Genomic DNA, 16569 nt, shown 5'->3' with positions numbered 1-16569 from the left:
CCGGCCCTCCTGCCGCGGCGTCCCGGCCGAGGCCACGGCAGGAGACGGAGCCGACCGATGACCGCACCCCGGAAGCTTCGGCGGTGAGCCGCCGTTGGGGACGCCGACACCGGCGGGACTGGGAACGGGTCCCGCCGGCTCACGAGGACCCGCCCGTAGCCGCCGGGCGACACCTCGCTCTGTCCCTCCCCGCGCTCCCGCCCACGATTCCGCTGGCCCGGCGAACCGCGCAGATCCGCTTCACCACGTGGGGCCTGCCGCGCGGCGCGGCCGTCCTGGACGCGACCCTGCTCATCGTCACCGAGCTGGTGACCAACTGCGTCCGCCACGCCGCCGAGCGCTCACCGGAGCTCGGGCTGACCCTGAGCCTCGGTGACAGCTACCTCGAAGTCCTGGTGGCCGACCGGCACCCCCGCGTGCCGACGGTGGCGGCCGGTGGGGGGCTGAGGGTGATCGCCGAACTCGTCGACGACTTCGGTGGCCGTCTCGCCATCGTCCCCTCCACCCTGAGCGCGGGTAAGACCGTGGGCGTCCAACTGCCCCTGTCCGCCGAGCCCGCACCCTGACCCAGGCCCCGGAAGGACACCCTCGCGCTTCGAGATCACCCCTACGACGACCGCGGCACGCCTACGACCGCCGATGTCGTCGACCTGACCGCCTCGCGCGAACGCCTCGCCGAGGCTGTGCTGATCCGCGAGCGCGGCTGGGCCGGCTCGATGGACGAGGCATGGGCGGGCACCGCGCCGGGTAGCCGCGCTCGGCGGGACCCGGTGCGGCGCCGGGACCCGGTGCGCCGCCGCCGGGTGGCCTCTGCCGCAGAGGCGGGGCCGCCCCGGCGTCGGTTCCAGGGCGGCCCCACCGAAGGAGGCGCTTCCGGGGGCCTCCTGAGCTATGACTTTATCATTTGCTAAGATTCGCAACTGCGAGGACAGCGAAGGGAGCAGGAGCGCGTATCTCACCGGGCCGCAGTGCCGTGGTGTCGTCCGCTCCGTACCTGGCGCCGGACGGGTCGTGCCGCACCGCGCCAGGTGTGCGGCACCACTGCCGATGGCCCGGGCTTCCGTTCCCCCTGCTGGTCGGCTGGGCTGTCCTCGTGCTCGCCGCCGCCCTTGCGGTGTGGTGTCTCCGACGGGAGGGCGGCGGCGAGCGAATTCCCGGCCCCGGGTGGGACCGGCACCGTGACCGCCCCGCTGTCGCGCGCTGACCGCCACGGCCCCACCCGCGAAGGCCGGCCGGAGTGCCCTTGTCGATCACATGAACTACGCAATTGCTAAAGTCGAAGCAGGTAGAGGTCCGCTTTCCGAGTGCTGATGGAGACGGTGACGACGTGAACGCCGAAGCCCCCGCCCCGCCTCCGGTGGTCAGCGTCCCGCTGTACCAGCTGAAGGCCGAGTTCTTCAAGACGCTCGGCCACCCCGTGCGGATCCGGGTCCTGGAACTGCTGAGCCAGCGAGAGTGCGCCGTCGCCGAGATGCTCCCCGAGGTCGGCGTGGAGGCGGCACACCTGTCCCAGCAACTCGCCGTGCTGCGCCGTGCCCGGCTCGTCTCCTCCCGCCGCGAGGGCTCCACGGTCTACTACCGCCTCACCACCCCCGAGGTCGCCGAACTCCTCACGGTCGCCCGCGGCATCCTCAGCGACGTCATCACCAGCCAGGCCGAACTGCTGGACGACCTGCGGACGACCACCTGAGCCGCGTCAAGATCGTCGACCCGTCCTGCTTCAACCGGCCCGCCCTGCCCGTCGCCCTCGCGGACACGATCGTGCCCGACTTCCCCTCACCAACAAGAGCTTCAACCTCTCCTACGCCGGCAACGACCTGTGACCCGCAGCGCCCAGCCGTACCAGGTCGCCCCGTCGACGGCGACGACCAGCCACCTCCGGCCACAGGACGCGGGTGACCGTCACACCACCGCTCGGCGGACGACCGAGGTCGAACCCGGGTCCGTCCGGCAAGCGGCTCCGTCTGGAGGGGGTGGACCTGCCGGAGCCGACGGCCACCGCCCGCGACCGCTTCGAGGCGCGCGCCCTCGGACAGGGGTGTCGAACGGGTTGGCACCTCTCACCCTTTCGGGGAGTGTGGCTGGCGCGCGCAGGCGGGAGTGCGGCAGCATCGGGGCGGGAGCCCGGTCTGGGCAGGACCGGGGGTGTTGAGGAGCGGGTGCCCGTCATGGTGACGCGGGCACCCGCTCGTCGGCCTCCTCGCCGGTGCGGGTGGGCAGGATGCGGGTCACCGGCCACGACGTGGTCCGGGAGCCGGACGCGGTCCGGGCCGCGATCGGCGTCACCGGCCAGTTCTCCGCGATGGACGGCTTCCTCACCGGCCAGGAGAACCGGGTGTGAGTAGTCGGCGTACAGGAAATCCCGGTGAGATTGATCTTGGCCGGCTAGGGAGCGTCTTTGGTCGTGATCAAGAGGTCCACTCCTGGACCGGCTTCCTTGACGCCTTCGGGCACGTCTCCGAGCGGCGCACCCGGATGGAGGGCCTGCTCGTCTCCCTGGTCGCGCTGCTGGTGGCGGAGAGCTGCAACATCGGCCTGACTCCGGTCATCGACCCGGAGAACAAGTAGCTGACTCGCTCGCGGCTGTCCCACGTCGACCAGAACTACCTGCGAGCCGACACCATCGCCGCGGCGAACGCCGCGCTCATCACCGCCCAGTCCCGCATCGAGCTGGCCCAGATGTGGGGCGGCGGGCTGCTCGCCTCCGTCGACGGCCTGCGCTTCGTCGTCCCCGTCAAGAGCATCAACAGCGGCCCCTCGCCCAAATAATACGGCTACAAACGCGGCGTGACCTGGCTCAACGCCGTCAACGACCAGGCCGCCGGGATCGGCGCGATGGTCGTACGCGGCACCCCGCGCGACAGCCTCTACACCCTGGACATCCTGCTCAACCTCGAGGGCGGGGTGAAGCCGGAGATGGTCGCAACCGACAACGCCTCGTACTCGGACATGGCCTTCGGCCTGTACAAGATGCTCGGATTCCGCGCCGTCGTTCTGTGGAACACCCGCTACCTCGATGCCGCCGTCGCCCAGCTCCGCGCCGAGGGCCACGACATCAAGGACGAGGACGTCGCCCGCCTCTCCCCGCTCAAAGACCGGCACATCAACTTCCTGGGCCGCTACCTGTTCAACATCAAGGCCAACGGCCCCGGCCAGGGCCTGCGACCGCTCCGGGACCCGAACGCACCTGACGAACAAGACGGTGATGGGGATTAGGGCTCGTGTGACCCATGACTGGCAGGCAAGGAGAGCCAGAGGGCAGCGGCCCTGTTCCCGTCCGGCCTGCTCGACCTGCCGACCTGAAGGGCTGCCGTGGAGTCTGCGCTGATCGGGCGTGGTGGCGGGAAGCACGATGCTCCTTTGCCCACGGCATGGGCCCGGCATTCCGGGGGGTGCCCTGATGGGCAGCCTGCGTACCCGTCGGGGCAGGAATCGCCTGGCGCAGGAGATGGTGTCGGCCCTGCGGAAGGGGCGTCGGTGGCGGCCTGACCGTCTGCAAGATCGAACCCGCTGACCGCGTCGCATCGCTTCCATCGCGGGTAGATGACGGTGGCGTCGGCCATGCAGAGGTGTTCCACCATCACACCGTTCACACTTTTCTCCCCAGTGTGTCGGCACCTACCAGAACGAGATATCCGAAATATCGGATTGTCCGGATGTGTGTCGGCTGCGACAATCGCGGGATGCGTAATCACATCCTGTCCGACGGCACCGTCGCCCTCTCCCTCCTGCGTCTCGACGATGCGTCGGCGCACCTGGCCGGGGAGGACACACAGCTGGTGCGCTGGCTGAATGGCGGCCCCGGAACCCGGGAGAGCGTCGAGGCGTACCTCGTGCACTGCGCTCAGCAGTGGGAGGCTGACGGGCCGCTGCGGGCCTTCGGTATCCGGTTCGGTGCCGAAGAGACCCTGGCCGGCACGGTTGACCTGCGGTTCGAGGGCGAGGGTCTGGAGCTTGGTCAGGTGAACGTGGCCTACGGGCTTTACCCGGCCTGGCGCGGACGGGGACTGGCGACCCGCGCGGTCGACCTGGCGTGCCGGTATGCGGCCGACCAGGGTGCGATCTGCGCGGTGATGAAGGCGGAGCCGGAGAACGAGGCGTCCGCACGGGTCGCCCTGCGGGCGGGCTTCACCCTGGTCCGCCGGATCCGTGAGCAGAGTGGAACCGTCTACGACCGCTACGAGCGTCCTCTGGTGAAGGGGCTGGCGGTGAGGATCGCCGGCGAGGCCGACATCGATGCGGTCTTCGACATCCGCACCAGCGTGCGCGAGAACCATCTCTCGCACGAGCAGCTCACCGAGCTCGGGATCACGAAGGAGTCGGTGAAGGAGGCGTTGGCTGCGTCCCCGTGTCTGTGGATCGCCGAGGTCGAAGGGCAGGCCGCCGGGTTCGCGATGGCGGACACCGAGGCCGGCAGCGTCTTCGCATGCTTCATCCGCCCGCAGTTCGAGGGGCGCGGTCTGGGGCGCATGCTCATGCAGCGCGCGGAGGCGTTCCTGTTCGAGCGCCATGCGACCGTCTGGCTGACCACCGATACCTCCAGCCGCGCTCCCAGCTTCTACCGTCGGCTCGGCTGGACCGCGCTGCGGGATCTGCCGGACGGCAGCACCCACTTCGAGAAGCAGCGCACGACACCTGCCGTCGGCAAGATGCACGCCGACGAGGCGGACATCGATGAACCTCACGTGCGCTGACTGCTGGTCGCCCAGTTCCCCCACTGGGCCGACCTGCGGCTCGCACCGGTCCGGTCCGCAGGGACGGACAACGCCATGTACCGGCTCGCCGATCCCCTCGGGCTCGCCCGGGACCTCGCCGGCTTCATCACCGCCCTGCGCGGTGTCGACACCACCGGTGCCCCGGCCGCGCGCCGGGGTCTGCCCCTCACCACGCAGGACGAGGAGGTGCGTGCCGCGCTGGCCGACCTGGGCGGACTGATCGACGTACCCGCAGCGACGGCCGCGTGGGAACAGGCCCTGCACGTACCGGCGTACGAGGGGCCGGCACAGTGGTTCCACGGCGACCTCGCATCGTTCAACATCCTTGCCGCACAGGGCAGGCTGGCCGGGGTCATCGACTTCGGGCTCACGGGGGTGGGAGACCCTAGCGTCGATCTCATCCCCGCGTGGAACCTGCTGCCCGCACACGCGCGCGAGGAGTTCCGCACCGCCCTCGGGGCCGACGACGACGCCTGGGACCGTGGCCGCGGGTGGGCCCTGTCAATCGCATTGGTCGCGCTCCCCTACTACAAGGACTCCAACCCTCAGCGCGCGGCCAGCGCCCGCCACGTCATCCGCGAGGTCCTCGCCAGCCACGAGCAGGTGACGCGGTGACCGCCCGCCACCCCATCCGGGTGCCCGCCGCATTGACTACCTCGCTGGCCGGTGAAGCCTGGCGGACCTGGACCGACGCTCTCCCGGACCTGGCCGAGGACTTCTTCCACCGCTGGGACCTGCGCCTGGACGGCTCCGCCGCACACGGAGTCGTCGCGCTGGCCCTCCCCGTCCGTCGGCCGGACGGCAGTGCCGCCCTGCTCAAGCTCCAGCCCGTGGACGAGGAGACCCGCGGCGAGCCCCTACTCCTGGCCCACCTGATCGCTGTCCCGGCCCCGCCCGGCCTGCCACGGCCGGCCGACATCGCGCAGGCCATGATCGACCGGCTCCCCGCATCACGGCCTTCAAAAACCAAGGGCATTCAACAACCCGGGACCACCGTTTTCTGACATGACCCGGGTCCATGACCGCCCCCGAACCGGCCGAGCCGGGCCTCCTCGTCGCCGAACCACTCATCCGCACCGAGATCAAGATCGGATACGCCCGGGTCTCGACCAGCGGGCAGAAGCTCGAACGACAGCTCGACGCACTCACCGCCGCCGGATGCCGGAAGATCTCTGCGGACAAGAAGTCCGGCAAGAACGCGCTCCGCCCCGAGCTGAAGGCGTGCCACGCCTTCCTCGACCCCGGCGACACCCTCGTGGTCCCCTCGCTCGACCGCTACGGCCGCCGCCTCCAGGACCTCATCAACATGGTCGCCGAACTCCGCACCCGCGGCATCGGCTTCACCTCTCTGCACGAGAACCTCGACATCACCACCCCCGGCGGCCGGCTCGTCTTCCACGTCTTCGCCGCCCTCGCGGAGTTCATCCGCGAACTCATCGTCATCGGCACCAACGAGGGCCTGGCCGCCGCCCGCGAACGCGGCCGGGTCGGCGGACGCCCCAGCGTCGCCACCGAGGAAGTCATCCGCGCCGCCCGCGACCTGCTGCCCGACCCCGGCCGCTCGATCACCTCGATCGCCAAGCTGCTGGGCGTCTCCCCGGGCACCCTCTACAACCACATCCCAGACCTGCGCGAGCTACGCGTTGGCACCGTGCCCCGTCAGATCGAAGCGCCGGCGGAGTAGACCGACTCCAGCAGGATCAATCTCACCGGCACTTTCTGTACGCCAACTACTCACACCCGAGAACCTGCTGTTGATGGCCGATCTGAACCGCCTGCCCCGCCGGGAACGGCGGCAGCGTGCCGCGGACCCGCTGACACGGTTCGATCTGGTGGACGCGGCCCGGAAGCCTGTGGCGACCTATTCAGATGGTCGTGATCCGGCCGCCTCGCCGGAGCCCCCGATCGACCGCGAAGCGAGGCGCTGGCGCGGCGAGTCGAGTAGCGCAGTGTGACAAGTTATTAACTTTTCGTAGGTTTTTATGTGTGTGGACCCTCGCATCGGGGGAGGGTCGTTCCCGAGGCCGTCACGGTCTCCGCGGTCGCGTGGCCGGCGGACCGGGGGGCGGGCGGTATCCGCTCGTCGAACCAGTGGCGGAGGTCGGGAAGGAGCGGTGGCCGGGCGGGCGAGACCGGAACCGGAGTGGTGCCCCTTCCGGGATTCGGCATTCGCGTTCCTCGTCGTTCGCGCTCCCAACTCGTCCCCAGGGGAGGACACATGGTCGGCATGGCAGATGGGAAGACCGGAGTGGAAGGGGTGGAAGGCGGTGTCGGCGTGACCGCGCTCCTGGTCGCCGCGGCACGCGCGATCGAGACCCATCGGCACGACGCTCTGGCACGGGACGTCTACGCGGAGCACTTCGTGCTCGCCGCACCGGCGTCCGCGGGCTGGCCGGTCCGTCCGCACCAGGTCCCGGACGGGGAAGCGGACCCGCTGTGGGGGCGTTTCGCCCGCTACTTCGGTCTGCGGACGAGGGTCCTCGACGACTTCCTCCTTGAGTCGGTACGTTCCGGTGCCCGCCAAGTGGTCCTGTTCGGGGCCGGGTTGGACACGAGGGCGTTCCGGCTCGACTGGCCCACCGGCTGCGTGGTCTTCGAGATCGACCGGGAAGGCGTGCTGGCCTTCAAGCACGAGGTGCTCGGCGGGCTGTCGGCCGCTCCGAAGGCCGCGCGCGTACCGGTCGCCACCGATCTGCGCGCCGACTGGGTCGGGGCGCTGACCGACGCCGGTTTCGACCCGGCCGCACCGAGTGTCTGGCTGGCCGAGGGGCTGCTCTTCTACCTGCCCAGCGCCGCCGAGACGCAACTCATCGACACGGTTGACAGGTTGAGCACGGGCGGCAGTGCGTTCGCGTACGAGGTCAAGCTGGAGAAGGACCTGTTGGCGTACCGCGAGAGCCGGCTCTACACCTCGACGAAACGCCGGATCGGCATCGATCTGCTCGGCCTGTTCGACGGAGAACCGCGGCCCGACTCCGTGGGTGACCTGACGGGCAAGGGCTGGCGCACATCGGTCCACACCCCCTTCGAGTTCACCCGACTGCACGGGCGCGGTCCGCTGCCCGAGCAGAACGATGCGCTGGAGGGCAACCGGTGGGTGTTCGCGCACAAGCGTCCGGTGTAGCGGGCCGTTGTGGCCGGCCCGTCGTGGCCGGCCGTCACCCCTCCGGAATCAGGACGGGTTTGACCACCTTGCCCGCGTCGCAGTCGCGTTCGGCCTCGTTGATGTCGGCGAGCGGGTAGGTGCGGATCAGCTGGTCGAAGGGGAACCGCCCGGCCTGCCACAGCCGGGTCAGCCGGGGGATCAACAGCCCCGGTACCGCGTCCCCCTCGCAGATGTGGGAGATCCGTCGGCCGCGGTCCAGGGTTCCCGGGTCGAGCGCCAGTGGGGTGTGGAGCCGTGCCACGAGCCCGAGGTGGCCGGTCGGGCGCAGGGCCCGGAGCGCGTCGTTGATCAGCCGGGCGGAGGCCGTGGTGTCCAGCGCGTACTGTGCGCCGCCGTCGGTCAGCCGTCGGATCCGTTCGGCGAGGTCGGGCGGCGAGGGCCGTGAGGCCGATCCGGCTGGTCCGACCGGTCCGGCGCGCAGCGGGATCGCGCCGAACCGCTCGGCGAGGTCCAGCCGTTCGTCGAAGCGGTCGACGGCCACGGTCACCGCCCCGGCGGCCGTGGCCGCCATCACCGCGGCCAGGCCCACCGCTCCCGCGCCGAGGACCACGACGGTGTCGCCGGGGCCGGCGCCGAAGGAGTTGAGGACCGCTCCGGCGCCGGTCAGGAAGCCGCAGCCGAGCGGTCCGAGCAGTTCGAGGGGCAGCGAGCGGTCGACCCGGACGGCGTTGCGGGCCGGAACCATCGCGTACTCGGCGAACGACGACTGGCCGAACCACCGGGGGGCCAGTTCGCCGCCGGCCGCGTCGGTGAACCGCGCAGCGTTCTCCTCGCGCCCTCCGAAGAGGTTGAGCGCGGCGAAGGAGCCGCAGTAGGCGGGGGCCGCGGCCAGGCAGTTGCGGCAGTGCCCGCACGAGTCGAAGCTCAGCACGACGTGGTCGCCGGCGCTCAGGCCGGTGTCCGGGCCGCCCGTCTCCACCACGGTCCCGGCCCCCTCGTGGCCGAGCACCGCGGGCAGCGGCGAGCGGCCGGCCGAGTGCCGGACCGCGAGATCGGTGCGGCACATGCCGCAGCCCGCGATCCTCACCAGGACCTCGCCGTCGGCCGGCCCCCCGTTCAGGACCACTTCCTCGACGGCGAACCTGCTCTCGTACGAGCGCAGTACCGCCGCGCCGAACCTCATCACGCCTCCTCTGGTCAGGCCGCTCTCGGTCACGTCTCCTCCGGCCGGTGCACGACGAACGGCCGGAGGTTCCCGTAGAGCCCCCACGGCCCGCCCGCGACGCCGACACCGCTGTCCTTGATGCCCGCGAAGGGCTGGGCGAGGGACAGTTCGGCGTGGTGGTTGATCCACGCCGTGCCGCACTCCAGCCGGTCCGCCACCGCCTCGGCCCGGTCGAGGTCGGTGCCCCACACCGAGCCGCCCAGCCCGAATCCGGTGCTGTTGGCCGCCTCGACGGCCTCGTCGACGGTCCGGTACGCCAGCACCGGCAGGACCGGGCCGAACTGCTCCTCCGTCACCACCGGACTGTCGGCGGGGACGTCGGTCAGGATCGTCGGGGCGAAGAAGTAGCCCGGCCGGTCCAGTCGGTGGCCGCCGGCCACGGCCCGCGCGCCGTCCGCCAGGGCCCGGGCCGTGTAGCGTTCGACCCTGGCCAGTTGGGGGGCGTTGTTGACCGGGCCCAGCTGGGTGCCGGGGTCGAGTCCGGCGCCGACGACGGCGGCCTTCGCCCGCTGCGCGAGGGCCTCGACCACGTGCGGGTGGAGCCGGGCCGGGGCGTAGACGCGCTTGACCGCCATGCAGACCTGCCCGCAGTTGCGGAACGCCGCCCAGAACAGCCGCTCCGCGATCCGTTCCACGTCCACGTCGTCCAGCACGATGGCGGCGTCGTTGCCGCCGAGCTCCAGGGTGACCCGGGCGAGCGAGGAGGCCGCGCCCGCCGCGACGGCCCGTCCGGTGGGAACCGAACCGGTGAACGTCACGTGGCGGATTCCCGGATGGGAGGCGAGCCGGGCCCCGAGGGGTTCGCGGCCGGTGACGACCGTCAGGACGCCCTCGGGGAGGGCCGTGGACAGGACGGACCCCAGCAGCCGGGTGGCGAGGGGGGTGAACGGGGAGGGTTTGAGCACCACGGTGTTGCCGGCGGCGAGCGCGGGCGCGAACTTCGCCGCCGCGAGTTGCAGGGGGAAGTTCCACGGCACGATCGCGGCGACGGGACCCAGCGGTCGCCAGCGGACCTCACTGCGGACCGGTCGGCCGTCCACGATCGGCTGGGGCCCGGGGTCCAACTCGGCGAAGTAGCGCAGGCGGGCCGCCGTTCGGGTGATCTCCGCGTACGACTCGGCCAGGGGTTTGCCCTGTTCCCGGGTGAGCAGCGGGGCGAGGTCGGCTCCGGCCGCCTCCACGGTGTCGGCTGCCGCGCGCAACGCGGTGGCGCGGGCGGCGGGGTCGGCCCGCCAGCCGCGCCAGGCCTCGTGGGCCCGGGCGACGACGGCGTCCAACGCGTCCGGTCGCTGGTCGGGCGCCTCGTCGAACGCCTCGCCCGTCGCCGGGTCGATGACGGCGAAGCGCTCGCCCTCGGTCTCCGGCGGGTGGTGGGGCCGGCTGCTCGGCATGCCGGCGGTCAACTCGTCGCGGTGATGTCGGCGGTGTGTTCCCGGGCGTGCCGGTCCATCTCCGCCCGGAAGGCGGCCACCAGGTGCGGCCTGATCCTTCCGGTGGTGCGGTCGCCGCCCTCGCAGACGGCACCGCGCACCCCCACGATGTCCGTGCCGATGCGGGTCAGCGTGCCGAGGTCCGCCGCCTTGACGCTGCCCGCGAGGGCGGCGAGCAGTCCGGCTTCGTGGGCGAGCCGGACGAACTGCGCGCAGACCTCGGGCGGGACGTGGTCGAACAGGCGGGTCCCGTCCTTGATCGCGGTGTCGAGCATGGCCGCGTCGGAGCCGGAGCGACGGGCGATGTCGGGCAGCGCGAGCGGGTTGACGCAGCCGATCCGGTGGGCGTCGGCGTAGCCCGAGGCGACGACGAACGCGTCCGACCGGTAGTCCTTCACGGCCCGGACGACGCCTCGCATGACCTCGACGGCCTGCTCGGGCGTCGTGCACCCGTAGAGTCCGACCTTGATGTACGTGGCTCCGGAGACGGCCGCACCGAGCGCCGCCTGCGCCACCGTGCCGGGCTTGTACGGCACGTCCCCCACGGTCGCGGACAACGGCTTGTCCGCCGGGACGGCGTCACGGATCGCCCTGATGACCCACGGGAAGTTCGCGCCGAGCGAGCCCTCGTCCGGCTTCTTGACGTCGACGATGTCGAGGTGCTCCGCCGCCTTCGCACAGTCGAGGGCCTCCTCGACGCCGTCCGGGGAGATCAGCAGTAACAACGTGGGCTCCTTCCACCGCGTGTCCACCGGCCAGGGGCAGGTGTGCGGAGTCGTCTGGATCACGTGCGATCCGCTCATCATTCCGGCGGTTCACGGTCCTCGATAGGGGCGCGCGGAGCCCGGTCGGGTCACGGGCGCGGCGTGGCCGCCCCCCAGTGCGCCGCAAACACCAGTTCGAACCAACCCGACCGAGGTGTATGTGGCGGGGACGGCAGCGTCTGAGCGAAGCTTGCCGAGGCGGGCATCATGCAGTCATCGCCGACCTCGCGGACCTCGCCGCCCAGGAAATCCACACGTGGACAAAGGCATCCGAGAGGCAGCCACGCATGACCGGACCCTCCGTGCGCCCCGCCGGCCCCCAGGACGCCGACGAGCTGCTGCGCCTGCGCGTCGCGGCATTCGACGGCGCCCGGCCCACCGACGACTGGGGGATCGCCTTCCGGGACGAGATGCGCGAGCGGCTCGGCACCGACCCGAACCTGCTCGCCTTCGTCGCCCCCGCCGGCGGCGGCACGCTGGTGTCCTGCTCCATCGGCATCGTCTACCGCTGCTACCGAGGCCCGACCCACCCCACCGGCCTGTGGGCGCGCATCCACACCGTGGTCACCGACCCGGCCCACCGGCGCCTGGGCCACGCCCGCGCCGTCACCACCGCCCTGGTCGGTGCACTCCGGCACCGCGGCTGCGGCTCGATCGAGCTGCGCGCCACCGAAGCCGGAGCCCCGCTCTACCACGCCCTCGGGTTCCACCCCGTCGACGACTACATGACGCTGAGGCCAGGCCCGGCAGGATGGCCGCGGTGACCAGTCCGGGCGCGGCGCCACCGGCCGTCGAGCGAGGCCCGGGTCCGACTCGGGCGATCCCCGGTACTCCGGCCTCGAAGGCCGGATGAAGGAGCAACGGTGCCCCAGTCCACGAAGTCCGAGGCCTACGACCACCGGCCCGCTGACACCGTCGTCGGCGTTCTCACGGGAGGAACGAGCCGCGAACGCGGCCGCTCCCTGGTGACAGGCGCCGACGTGGCGCAGGCGCTGACCACCCTCGGACACCGGATCCACGTGATCGACACCGCTGATCCCGCGTTCGCGGACAGGGTGCGCGCCGTGGACGTGGCCTTCCTGGCGCTGGCGGGCCGACACGCGGAGGACGGCAGGCTGCAGGGCTTCCTGGAGACGATCGGCATCCCCTACACGGGCTCCGGCATCCGGGCCAGTGCCCTCGCCATGCACAAGCCCACTGCCAAGATCGTGGCCGGCGCGGCGGGCGTGCCCGTCCTGGTCGACGTCTTCGTTCCGGACACGCAGGCCGCCGCCACAGCCGCCACAGACGTCCTCGCGCGGCTGAACTTCCCGGTCATCGTCAAAGCACGCGACGAGGGCAGCTCGATCGGCATGGCCGTAGCCCGCGACAGGACCCAGCTCGTACGGACGCTCGGAGGCTTTCGCTCCGCCGGCCACAGCCTGTTCGTCGAACCGTTCGTCGAGGGCAAGGCGGTGACGGTCGGCGTCCTGGAGACGAACGGCGACCCGGTGGCCCTTCCCGCCGCAGAGGTCCTCGCCACCGGGGACTTCTACGACCACACGGCGAAGAACAGTCCGGAGCTGCACTCCTTCAGCTGCCCGGCCGACCTCCCGGGCGACACGGCACTCAAGCTCGGGGAAGCCGCCCGGAGGGCACACACCGCGCTCGGCTGCGCAAGCCACTCACGAAGCGACTTCGTCGTCACCCCGGACGGACGCTTCCACTGGCTCGAACTCAACACCCTGCCCGCGTTGCGCCGCACGGCCACCCTCCCCCTGATGGCCGCGGCCGCGGGCATCGGCCACGAAGAGCTGGTCGAACGGATTCTCCTCGGCGCCTTCGCGCCGCGTGACTGAGGGGGCGACGCGTTCATCGTGGCTGAGGGACGCGAAGCGGGTGTTCGGCTTGCGCGGGAACACGGAGCGGGCCGGGCACGGGAGCGGAGGCCCGGTCAGAGGTGCTGGGCGAGGCCGACTCCCAGGGCGATGAGTGCCGCGGCGATGAGGACGGCGCCGGCCCGGGTGAGGTGGGTGCCGGGGGAGGACCGGCCTTCGGTGCCGAGGGCGAGGTGCAGGAAGAAGCCGCCGGACTGGGCGAGCACTCCGGCCAGCAGGAGGATGCCGAAGAGCCACTCCGTCCCGGAGGAGAATTCCGCACGGGGCAGGTAGAGGAAGTAGGCCAGGGACAGGACCAGCAGCACGCCGGCGTGGGCGTGCCCGGCGCGGAAGAACCGCTCGCGCAGGGCGGTGAGGGTGCCGTGCTGGACGGTGATCAGCCGCAGCAATGCGTGCCCGCCGAACTCCACGGTCACCAGCGAGAAGACGGTGATGGTGGGGAGGAGTGTGGACGCTTGCATGGTGGGCCGCCTTCGAAGTGCCGGACAGAGGGAGTGACCGCAGGCTACGGCGGCATCCGTCGGACTCGCGCCGACCGTGGGCGGGCCCGGTACGGGTCCACCCGGATGCGGGGCGCGAGGAAGGGGACGTCCGGAGGTCAGGGCCCGACGGCGGGAACGGGGCCTCGGCAACGCCCCGGGGGCTTCGTCCGCTTCCACCGCCGGTGCGAGCGGCCGTGCTCTGCGCGGCGCCACCGAAAGGATCGGACGCCGACGGTAGTTTGGTCGTCACTTTCCGGCATTCGCGCCGCATGACGAGGGTGGTACGACAGTGACCGACGCGATCCAGACGCCCCGACCAGTCGCCGAGCCGGCGGCTCCGAGCGCACTGCTCCTGCTGGCGCACGGCAGCCTCGCCCCCGAGGCGCAGGAGTCCACCCGGGCGCTCGCCCGCGCGGTCGGATCCTCCCTGGGAGGGCGGGTCGAGGTCGCCTACCTTCGCCACACCGGCCCCACGGCCCGTCAAGCGCTGGGCACGCTCTCCGACGCCGGACACGAGCAAGTGGTCGTCGTACCCCTGCTGCTGACCTCCGCCTTCCACGCCCGGGTCGACCTGCCCAAGGCGCTGGCGGACCCGCCGGCCCGGGCGCCGATCGTGGCGCCGGTGGTGGGCGGTCCCACCGGGGTGCCTGACAAGCGGTTGGTCGCGGCGCTGCGGCGCCGCCTCGCGGAGCTCGACGTCGAGTTCGACGCGGTGGTGCTGGCGGCGGCGGGCAGCGTCGACGCCGCCGCGTGCTCGGCGGTGACCGCCATGGCGTCCGCGCTGGGCACCGCACTCGGCCTGCCGTGCCGGGCCGCCTTCGCGTCGGCCACCGCGCCGACCCCCGGCGAGGCGGTGGAACGACTGCGCCGCGCCGGGGCCCGGCGGATCGCGGTCGCGTCCTACTGCTTCGCCGCCGGCCTGCTGTTCCGCGTGACCGTCGAGGCGTCGACCGCGGCCGGCGTGGTCGGCGTCTCCCAACCGCTGGGCGACGCACCCGAGTTGGTCGAGCTCGTCCTGGAACGCTTCCACCAAGCGGGCGACGGGACGGCCTGACCAGCGACACGCTCCGCCCCGCCGGTCGCACCGGCGGGACGGGTACGGGTTCACCGCGTCCCCGGCACCGACCTGCCGCATCCCCACGTCCGCGCGGTCCAGGACCTCGTCTTCGTGCTCGGCGTGCGCGCGGGCGTGCGCGGCGCCGGAGAGGCCGTACGAAAGGGAATCGGTATGACACGGGCGCGCGAGGCCGCCGCCCAGGGCCATGGCATGCCCGTCATCGGTGCGCACACCGTCGGGCTCGCCGACGGCGGCCCGGGCCTGCCGGTCACGAACTGGAGCACGCTCGGCGGCGATCTGCGGATTCCGCACTTCGTCGGTCTGCACGCCCTCCAGGTACTGCCACTGATCGGCTTCCTCCTCGTCCGCCGGCCGCGCCGGGCCGCTCCCGGCCACCGAGCCGCGCTGATGTGGATCGCCGCGCTGACCTACCTCGGCCTGGTGCTCGTCCTCACCTGGCAGGCACTCCGCGCCCAGCCGGTCACCGCCCCCGACATCCCGACCGGCGCCGCGCTCCTCGCACTGGTCGTCGCCGCCGGCACGGCCGCTCTCCTGATCCTGCGGCACGCCCGCGCCACGAGCGGCTGACCGGCTGACCGGCCAGGAACCGCTGTCCCACCTCAAGCTGCCATCGCCCCTCAGGAACGCCGTGCCTCCCTGCCCGGGCGCTTGTGACCGCTACGCGCACGGGTCCGACCCGGGTCATGGGCGCTGACAGAACTCCGCGTCGGCGAGGTCCCGGGCCGCCGTGCCCTGGAGCGCGAGGCCGTCGGTGTTGAAGTAGAGGGTCATCCGGTGGCGGGTGCCGCGGGTGGAGACCGTGAGGGCCTCGAATCCGTAGCCGCCGCCGCGGTGTCCCCAGAGCTCGATCCCGCAGGAGGTGGTCATGCGGACGAGTCCGAGGCCCTGCTCGTCGATGCCGGCAGGCACGGTGGTGGTCATCTCCCGCAGCTGCGCCTGGGGCAGCAGCCGGCCGGCGAGCAGGGCGCGGTAGAAGCGGTTGAGGTCGTCGGCCGTGCTGATGAGTTCACCGCTGGCGCGGAGCGCCGAGGGGTTGAACTCCGTGACGTCGACGCCTGGCGGGGGCAGCTGGACCTGGGCGGTGGAGTAGGCCCGCCCGGACGGCCGGGGCAGCGACTCGCGGGTTCCCGGCGAGCTGGTGCCCCGCAGGTGGAGGGGGTCGATGATGCGACGGCGCAGCTCGTGCTCGTAGGAACCGCCGGTGATCCGCTCCACGATCATCGCGGCCAGAAGGTAGTTGGTGTTGGAGTACACGAACCTCTCGCCGGGGCTGGCGGCGGGTGGCTTGGACATCGCGACGGCCAGGAGCTCCTCGGGTGTCCAGGTGTCGTGCAGGTGCTTGAGCCAGATCGGCCCGATCTGGTGCAGGGCGGGGTCGTTGAGGTAGTTGTACACACCGCTGGTGTGGTTCAGCAGCTGCCGGACGGTGATGCGGCGGCCGTCGTGGCCGTGGCCCCGCACCATTCCCGGCAGCCACTTCTCCACGGTGTCGTCGACGCTGAGCCGCCCCTCCGCCTCCAGCTGGAGCACGAGGACGGCTGTGAACGTCTTGGTGATGCTGCCCACCCGGAAGTGGTCCGCCGGACGGGGCGGGCGTCCCGTCCTCCGGTCCGCGACCCCTGCCGTTCCCACCCATCGGCTTTCGCCGTCGGCCACCGTGACCAGGACCCCGGGCGCACCGTCCCGTACCGCCCGCTCCATCGCGGCCCGCGTCGGCGTGTGCTCCCGCCGGCCGGCGCCTTCGGCCGGCACGGCGGCGGCCGACGGGCAGGCCGTGACCGGCAGGAGCGCTGTCAGGAGTGCGGTCAGGAGTGTGGTGGCCACGGCGGCGAGAGTGGCCGGGCTTCTCCCAGCGGCCATGGGCATGGGGTGTGCTCCCTCTTGGGGCGGGG

At 71.9% G+C, this 16569-nt stretch carries 17 protein-coding genes and 2 pseudogenes; 14 read left to right on the top strand and 5 right to left on the bottom strand.

The window, feature by feature from the left end:
• Window positions 1–83 precede the first annotated feature (83 nt).
• The 10 genes and pseudogenes from ACFRMQ_RS01125 (at window position 84) to ACFRMQ_RS01080 (ending at window position 7839) form a co-directional block, all read left to right on the top strand.
• Window positions 84–566: an ATP-binding protein gene (locus ACFRMQ_RS01125; protein WP_380725507.1), complete on the top strand. Its 483-nt coding sequence runs from the start codon at window positions 84–86 to the stop codon at window positions 564–566.
• A 761-nt stretch (window positions 567–1327) separates the two neighbouring features.
• A complete protein-coding gene (locus ACFRMQ_RS01120) occupies window positions 1328–1690 on the top strand; it encodes an ArsR/SmtB family transcription factor (protein WP_380725505.1) in 363 nt (120 codons plus the stop codon).
• Between the two features lie 525 nt (window positions 1691–2215).
• Window positions 2216–2332, top strand: a pseudogene (locus ACFRMQ_RS01115) (ABC transporter); the annotation flags it as partial.
• A gap of 80 nt (window positions 2333–2412) precedes the next feature.
• A pseudogene (locus ACFRMQ_RS01110) lies at window positions 2413–3216 on the top strand (Tn3 family transposase); the annotation flags it as partial.
• Window positions 3217–3683: 467 nt separating this feature from the next.
• Window positions 3684–4694: a GNAT family N-acetyltransferase gene (locus ACFRMQ_RS01105; RefSeq protein ID WP_380725503.1), complete on the top strand. Its 1011-nt coding sequence runs from the start codon at window positions 3684–3686 to the stop codon at window positions 4692–4694.
• A gap of 75 nt (window positions 4695–4769) precedes the next feature.
• Window positions 4770–5330 carry a phosphotransferase gene (locus ACFRMQ_RS01100; protein WP_380725501.1) on the top strand — a complete coding sequence of 187 codons (561 nt, stop codon included), beginning with the start codon at window positions 4770–4772 and terminating at the stop codon, window positions 5328–5330.
• Complete coding sequence (locus ACFRMQ_RS01095; protein ID WP_380725499.1) at window positions 5327–5719, top strand: hypothetical protein; 393 nt, start codon at window positions 5327–5329, stop codon at window positions 5717–5719. Before ACFRMQ_RS01100 ends, ACFRMQ_RS01095 begins: the two co-directional genes overlap by 4 nt.
• Window positions 5720–5733: 14 nt before the next feature.
• Entirely contained in the window at window positions 5734–6399 is a 666-nt protein-coding gene (locus tag ACFRMQ_RS01090) for a recombinase family protein (protein WP_380725497.1), read from the top strand.
• Window positions 6400–6472: 73 nt separating this feature from the next.
• Window positions 6473–6670 (top strand): hypothetical protein, encoded by a 198-nt coding sequence (locus ACFRMQ_RS01085; protein ID WP_380725495.1) that lies wholly within the window; start codon window positions 6473–6475, stop codon window positions 6668–6670.
• Window positions 6671–6933: 263 nt separating this feature from the next.
• Window positions 6934–7839, top strand: a complete 906-nt coding sequence (locus ACFRMQ_RS01080) for a class I SAM-dependent methyltransferase (RefSeq protein ID WP_380725493.1) — start codon at window positions 6934–6936, stop codon at window positions 7837–7839.
• Window positions 7840–7873: 34 nt separating this feature from the next.
• Here ACFRMQ_RS01080 and ACFRMQ_RS01075 read toward each other — a convergent pair whose 3' ends face one another.
• Genes ACFRMQ_RS01075 through ACFRMQ_RS01065 form a run of 3 tightly spaced genes read right to left on the bottom strand, consistent with a single transcriptional unit; the run spans window position 7874 to window position 11201 of the window.
• Window positions 7874–9004, bottom strand: coding sequence for an NAD(P)-dependent alcohol dehydrogenase (locus ACFRMQ_RS01075; protein WP_380725556.1), 1131 nt, complete (start codon window positions 9002–9004; stop codon window positions 7874–7876).
• A 29-nt stretch (window positions 9005–9033) separates the two neighbouring features.
• Window positions 9034–10437: an aldehyde dehydrogenase family protein gene (locus ACFRMQ_RS01070; protein WP_380725491.1), complete on the bottom strand. Its 1404-nt coding sequence runs from the start codon at window positions 10435–10437 to the stop codon at window positions 9034–9036.
• An 8-nt stretch (window positions 10438–10445) separates the two neighbouring features.
• Window positions 10446–11201 (bottom strand): (5-formylfuran-3-yl)methyl phosphate synthase, encoded by a 756-nt coding sequence (locus ACFRMQ_RS01065; RefSeq protein ID WP_380725554.1) that lies wholly within the window; start codon window positions 11199–11201, stop codon window positions 10446–10448.
• A gap of 326 nt (window positions 11202–11527) precedes the next feature.
• Here ACFRMQ_RS01065 and ACFRMQ_RS01060 point away from each other — a divergent pair, with 326 nt between their 5' ends.
• Both ACFRMQ_RS01060 and ACFRMQ_RS01055 read left to right on the top strand, forming a co-directional pair.
• Window positions 11528–12004, top strand: a complete 477-nt coding sequence (locus ACFRMQ_RS01060; RefSeq protein ID WP_380725489.1) for a GNAT family N-acetyltransferase — start codon at window positions 11528–11530, stop codon at window positions 12002–12004.
• A gap of 99 nt (window positions 12005–12103) precedes the next feature.
• Window positions 12104–13078, top strand: coding sequence for a hypothetical protein (locus tag ACFRMQ_RS01055; RefSeq protein WP_380725487.1), 975 nt, complete (start codon window positions 12104–12106; stop codon window positions 13076–13078).
• 95 nt (window positions 13079–13173) lie between these two features.
• Here ACFRMQ_RS01055 and ACFRMQ_RS01050 read toward each other — a convergent pair whose 3' ends face one another.
• On the bottom strand, window positions 13174–13578 hold the full coding sequence (locus ACFRMQ_RS01050; RefSeq protein WP_380725485.1) for a hypothetical protein: 405 nt from the start codon (window positions 13576–13578) through the stop codon (window positions 13174–13176).
• A 310-nt stretch (window positions 13579–13888) separates the two neighbouring features.
• Here ACFRMQ_RS01050 and ACFRMQ_RS01045 point away from each other — a divergent pair, with 310 nt between their 5' ends.
• Window positions 13889–14653, top strand: a complete 765-nt coding sequence (locus tag ACFRMQ_RS01045; RefSeq protein ID WP_380725483.1) for a sirohydrochlorin chelatase — start codon at window positions 13889–13891, stop codon at window positions 14651–14653.
• Window positions 14654–14827: 174 nt separating this feature from the next.
• Complete coding sequence (locus ACFRMQ_RS01040; protein WP_380725481.1) at window positions 14828–15244, top strand: hypothetical protein; 417 nt, start codon at window positions 14828–14830, stop codon at window positions 15242–15244.
• Window positions 15245–15358: 114 nt separating this feature from the next.
• On the opposite strand, the gene ACFRMQ_RS01035 is transcribed toward ACFRMQ_RS01040, so the two are convergent.
• Window positions 15359–16537 (bottom strand): serine hydrolase domain-containing protein, encoded by a 1179-nt coding sequence (locus ACFRMQ_RS01035; RefSeq protein WP_380725552.1) that lies wholly within the window; start codon window positions 16535–16537, stop codon window positions 15359–15361.
• Between the last annotated feature and the right edge of the window lie 32 nt (window positions 16538–16569).

Source organism: Kitasatospora sp. NPDC056783, assembly GCF_042789895.1.
Taxonomy (GTDB): domain Bacteria; phylum Actinomycetota; class Actinomycetes; order Streptomycetales; family Streptomycetaceae; genus Kitasatospora.
Note: the sequence above shows the minus strand (reverse complement) of the source record. Positions and strands in the feature narration are given on the sequence as shown.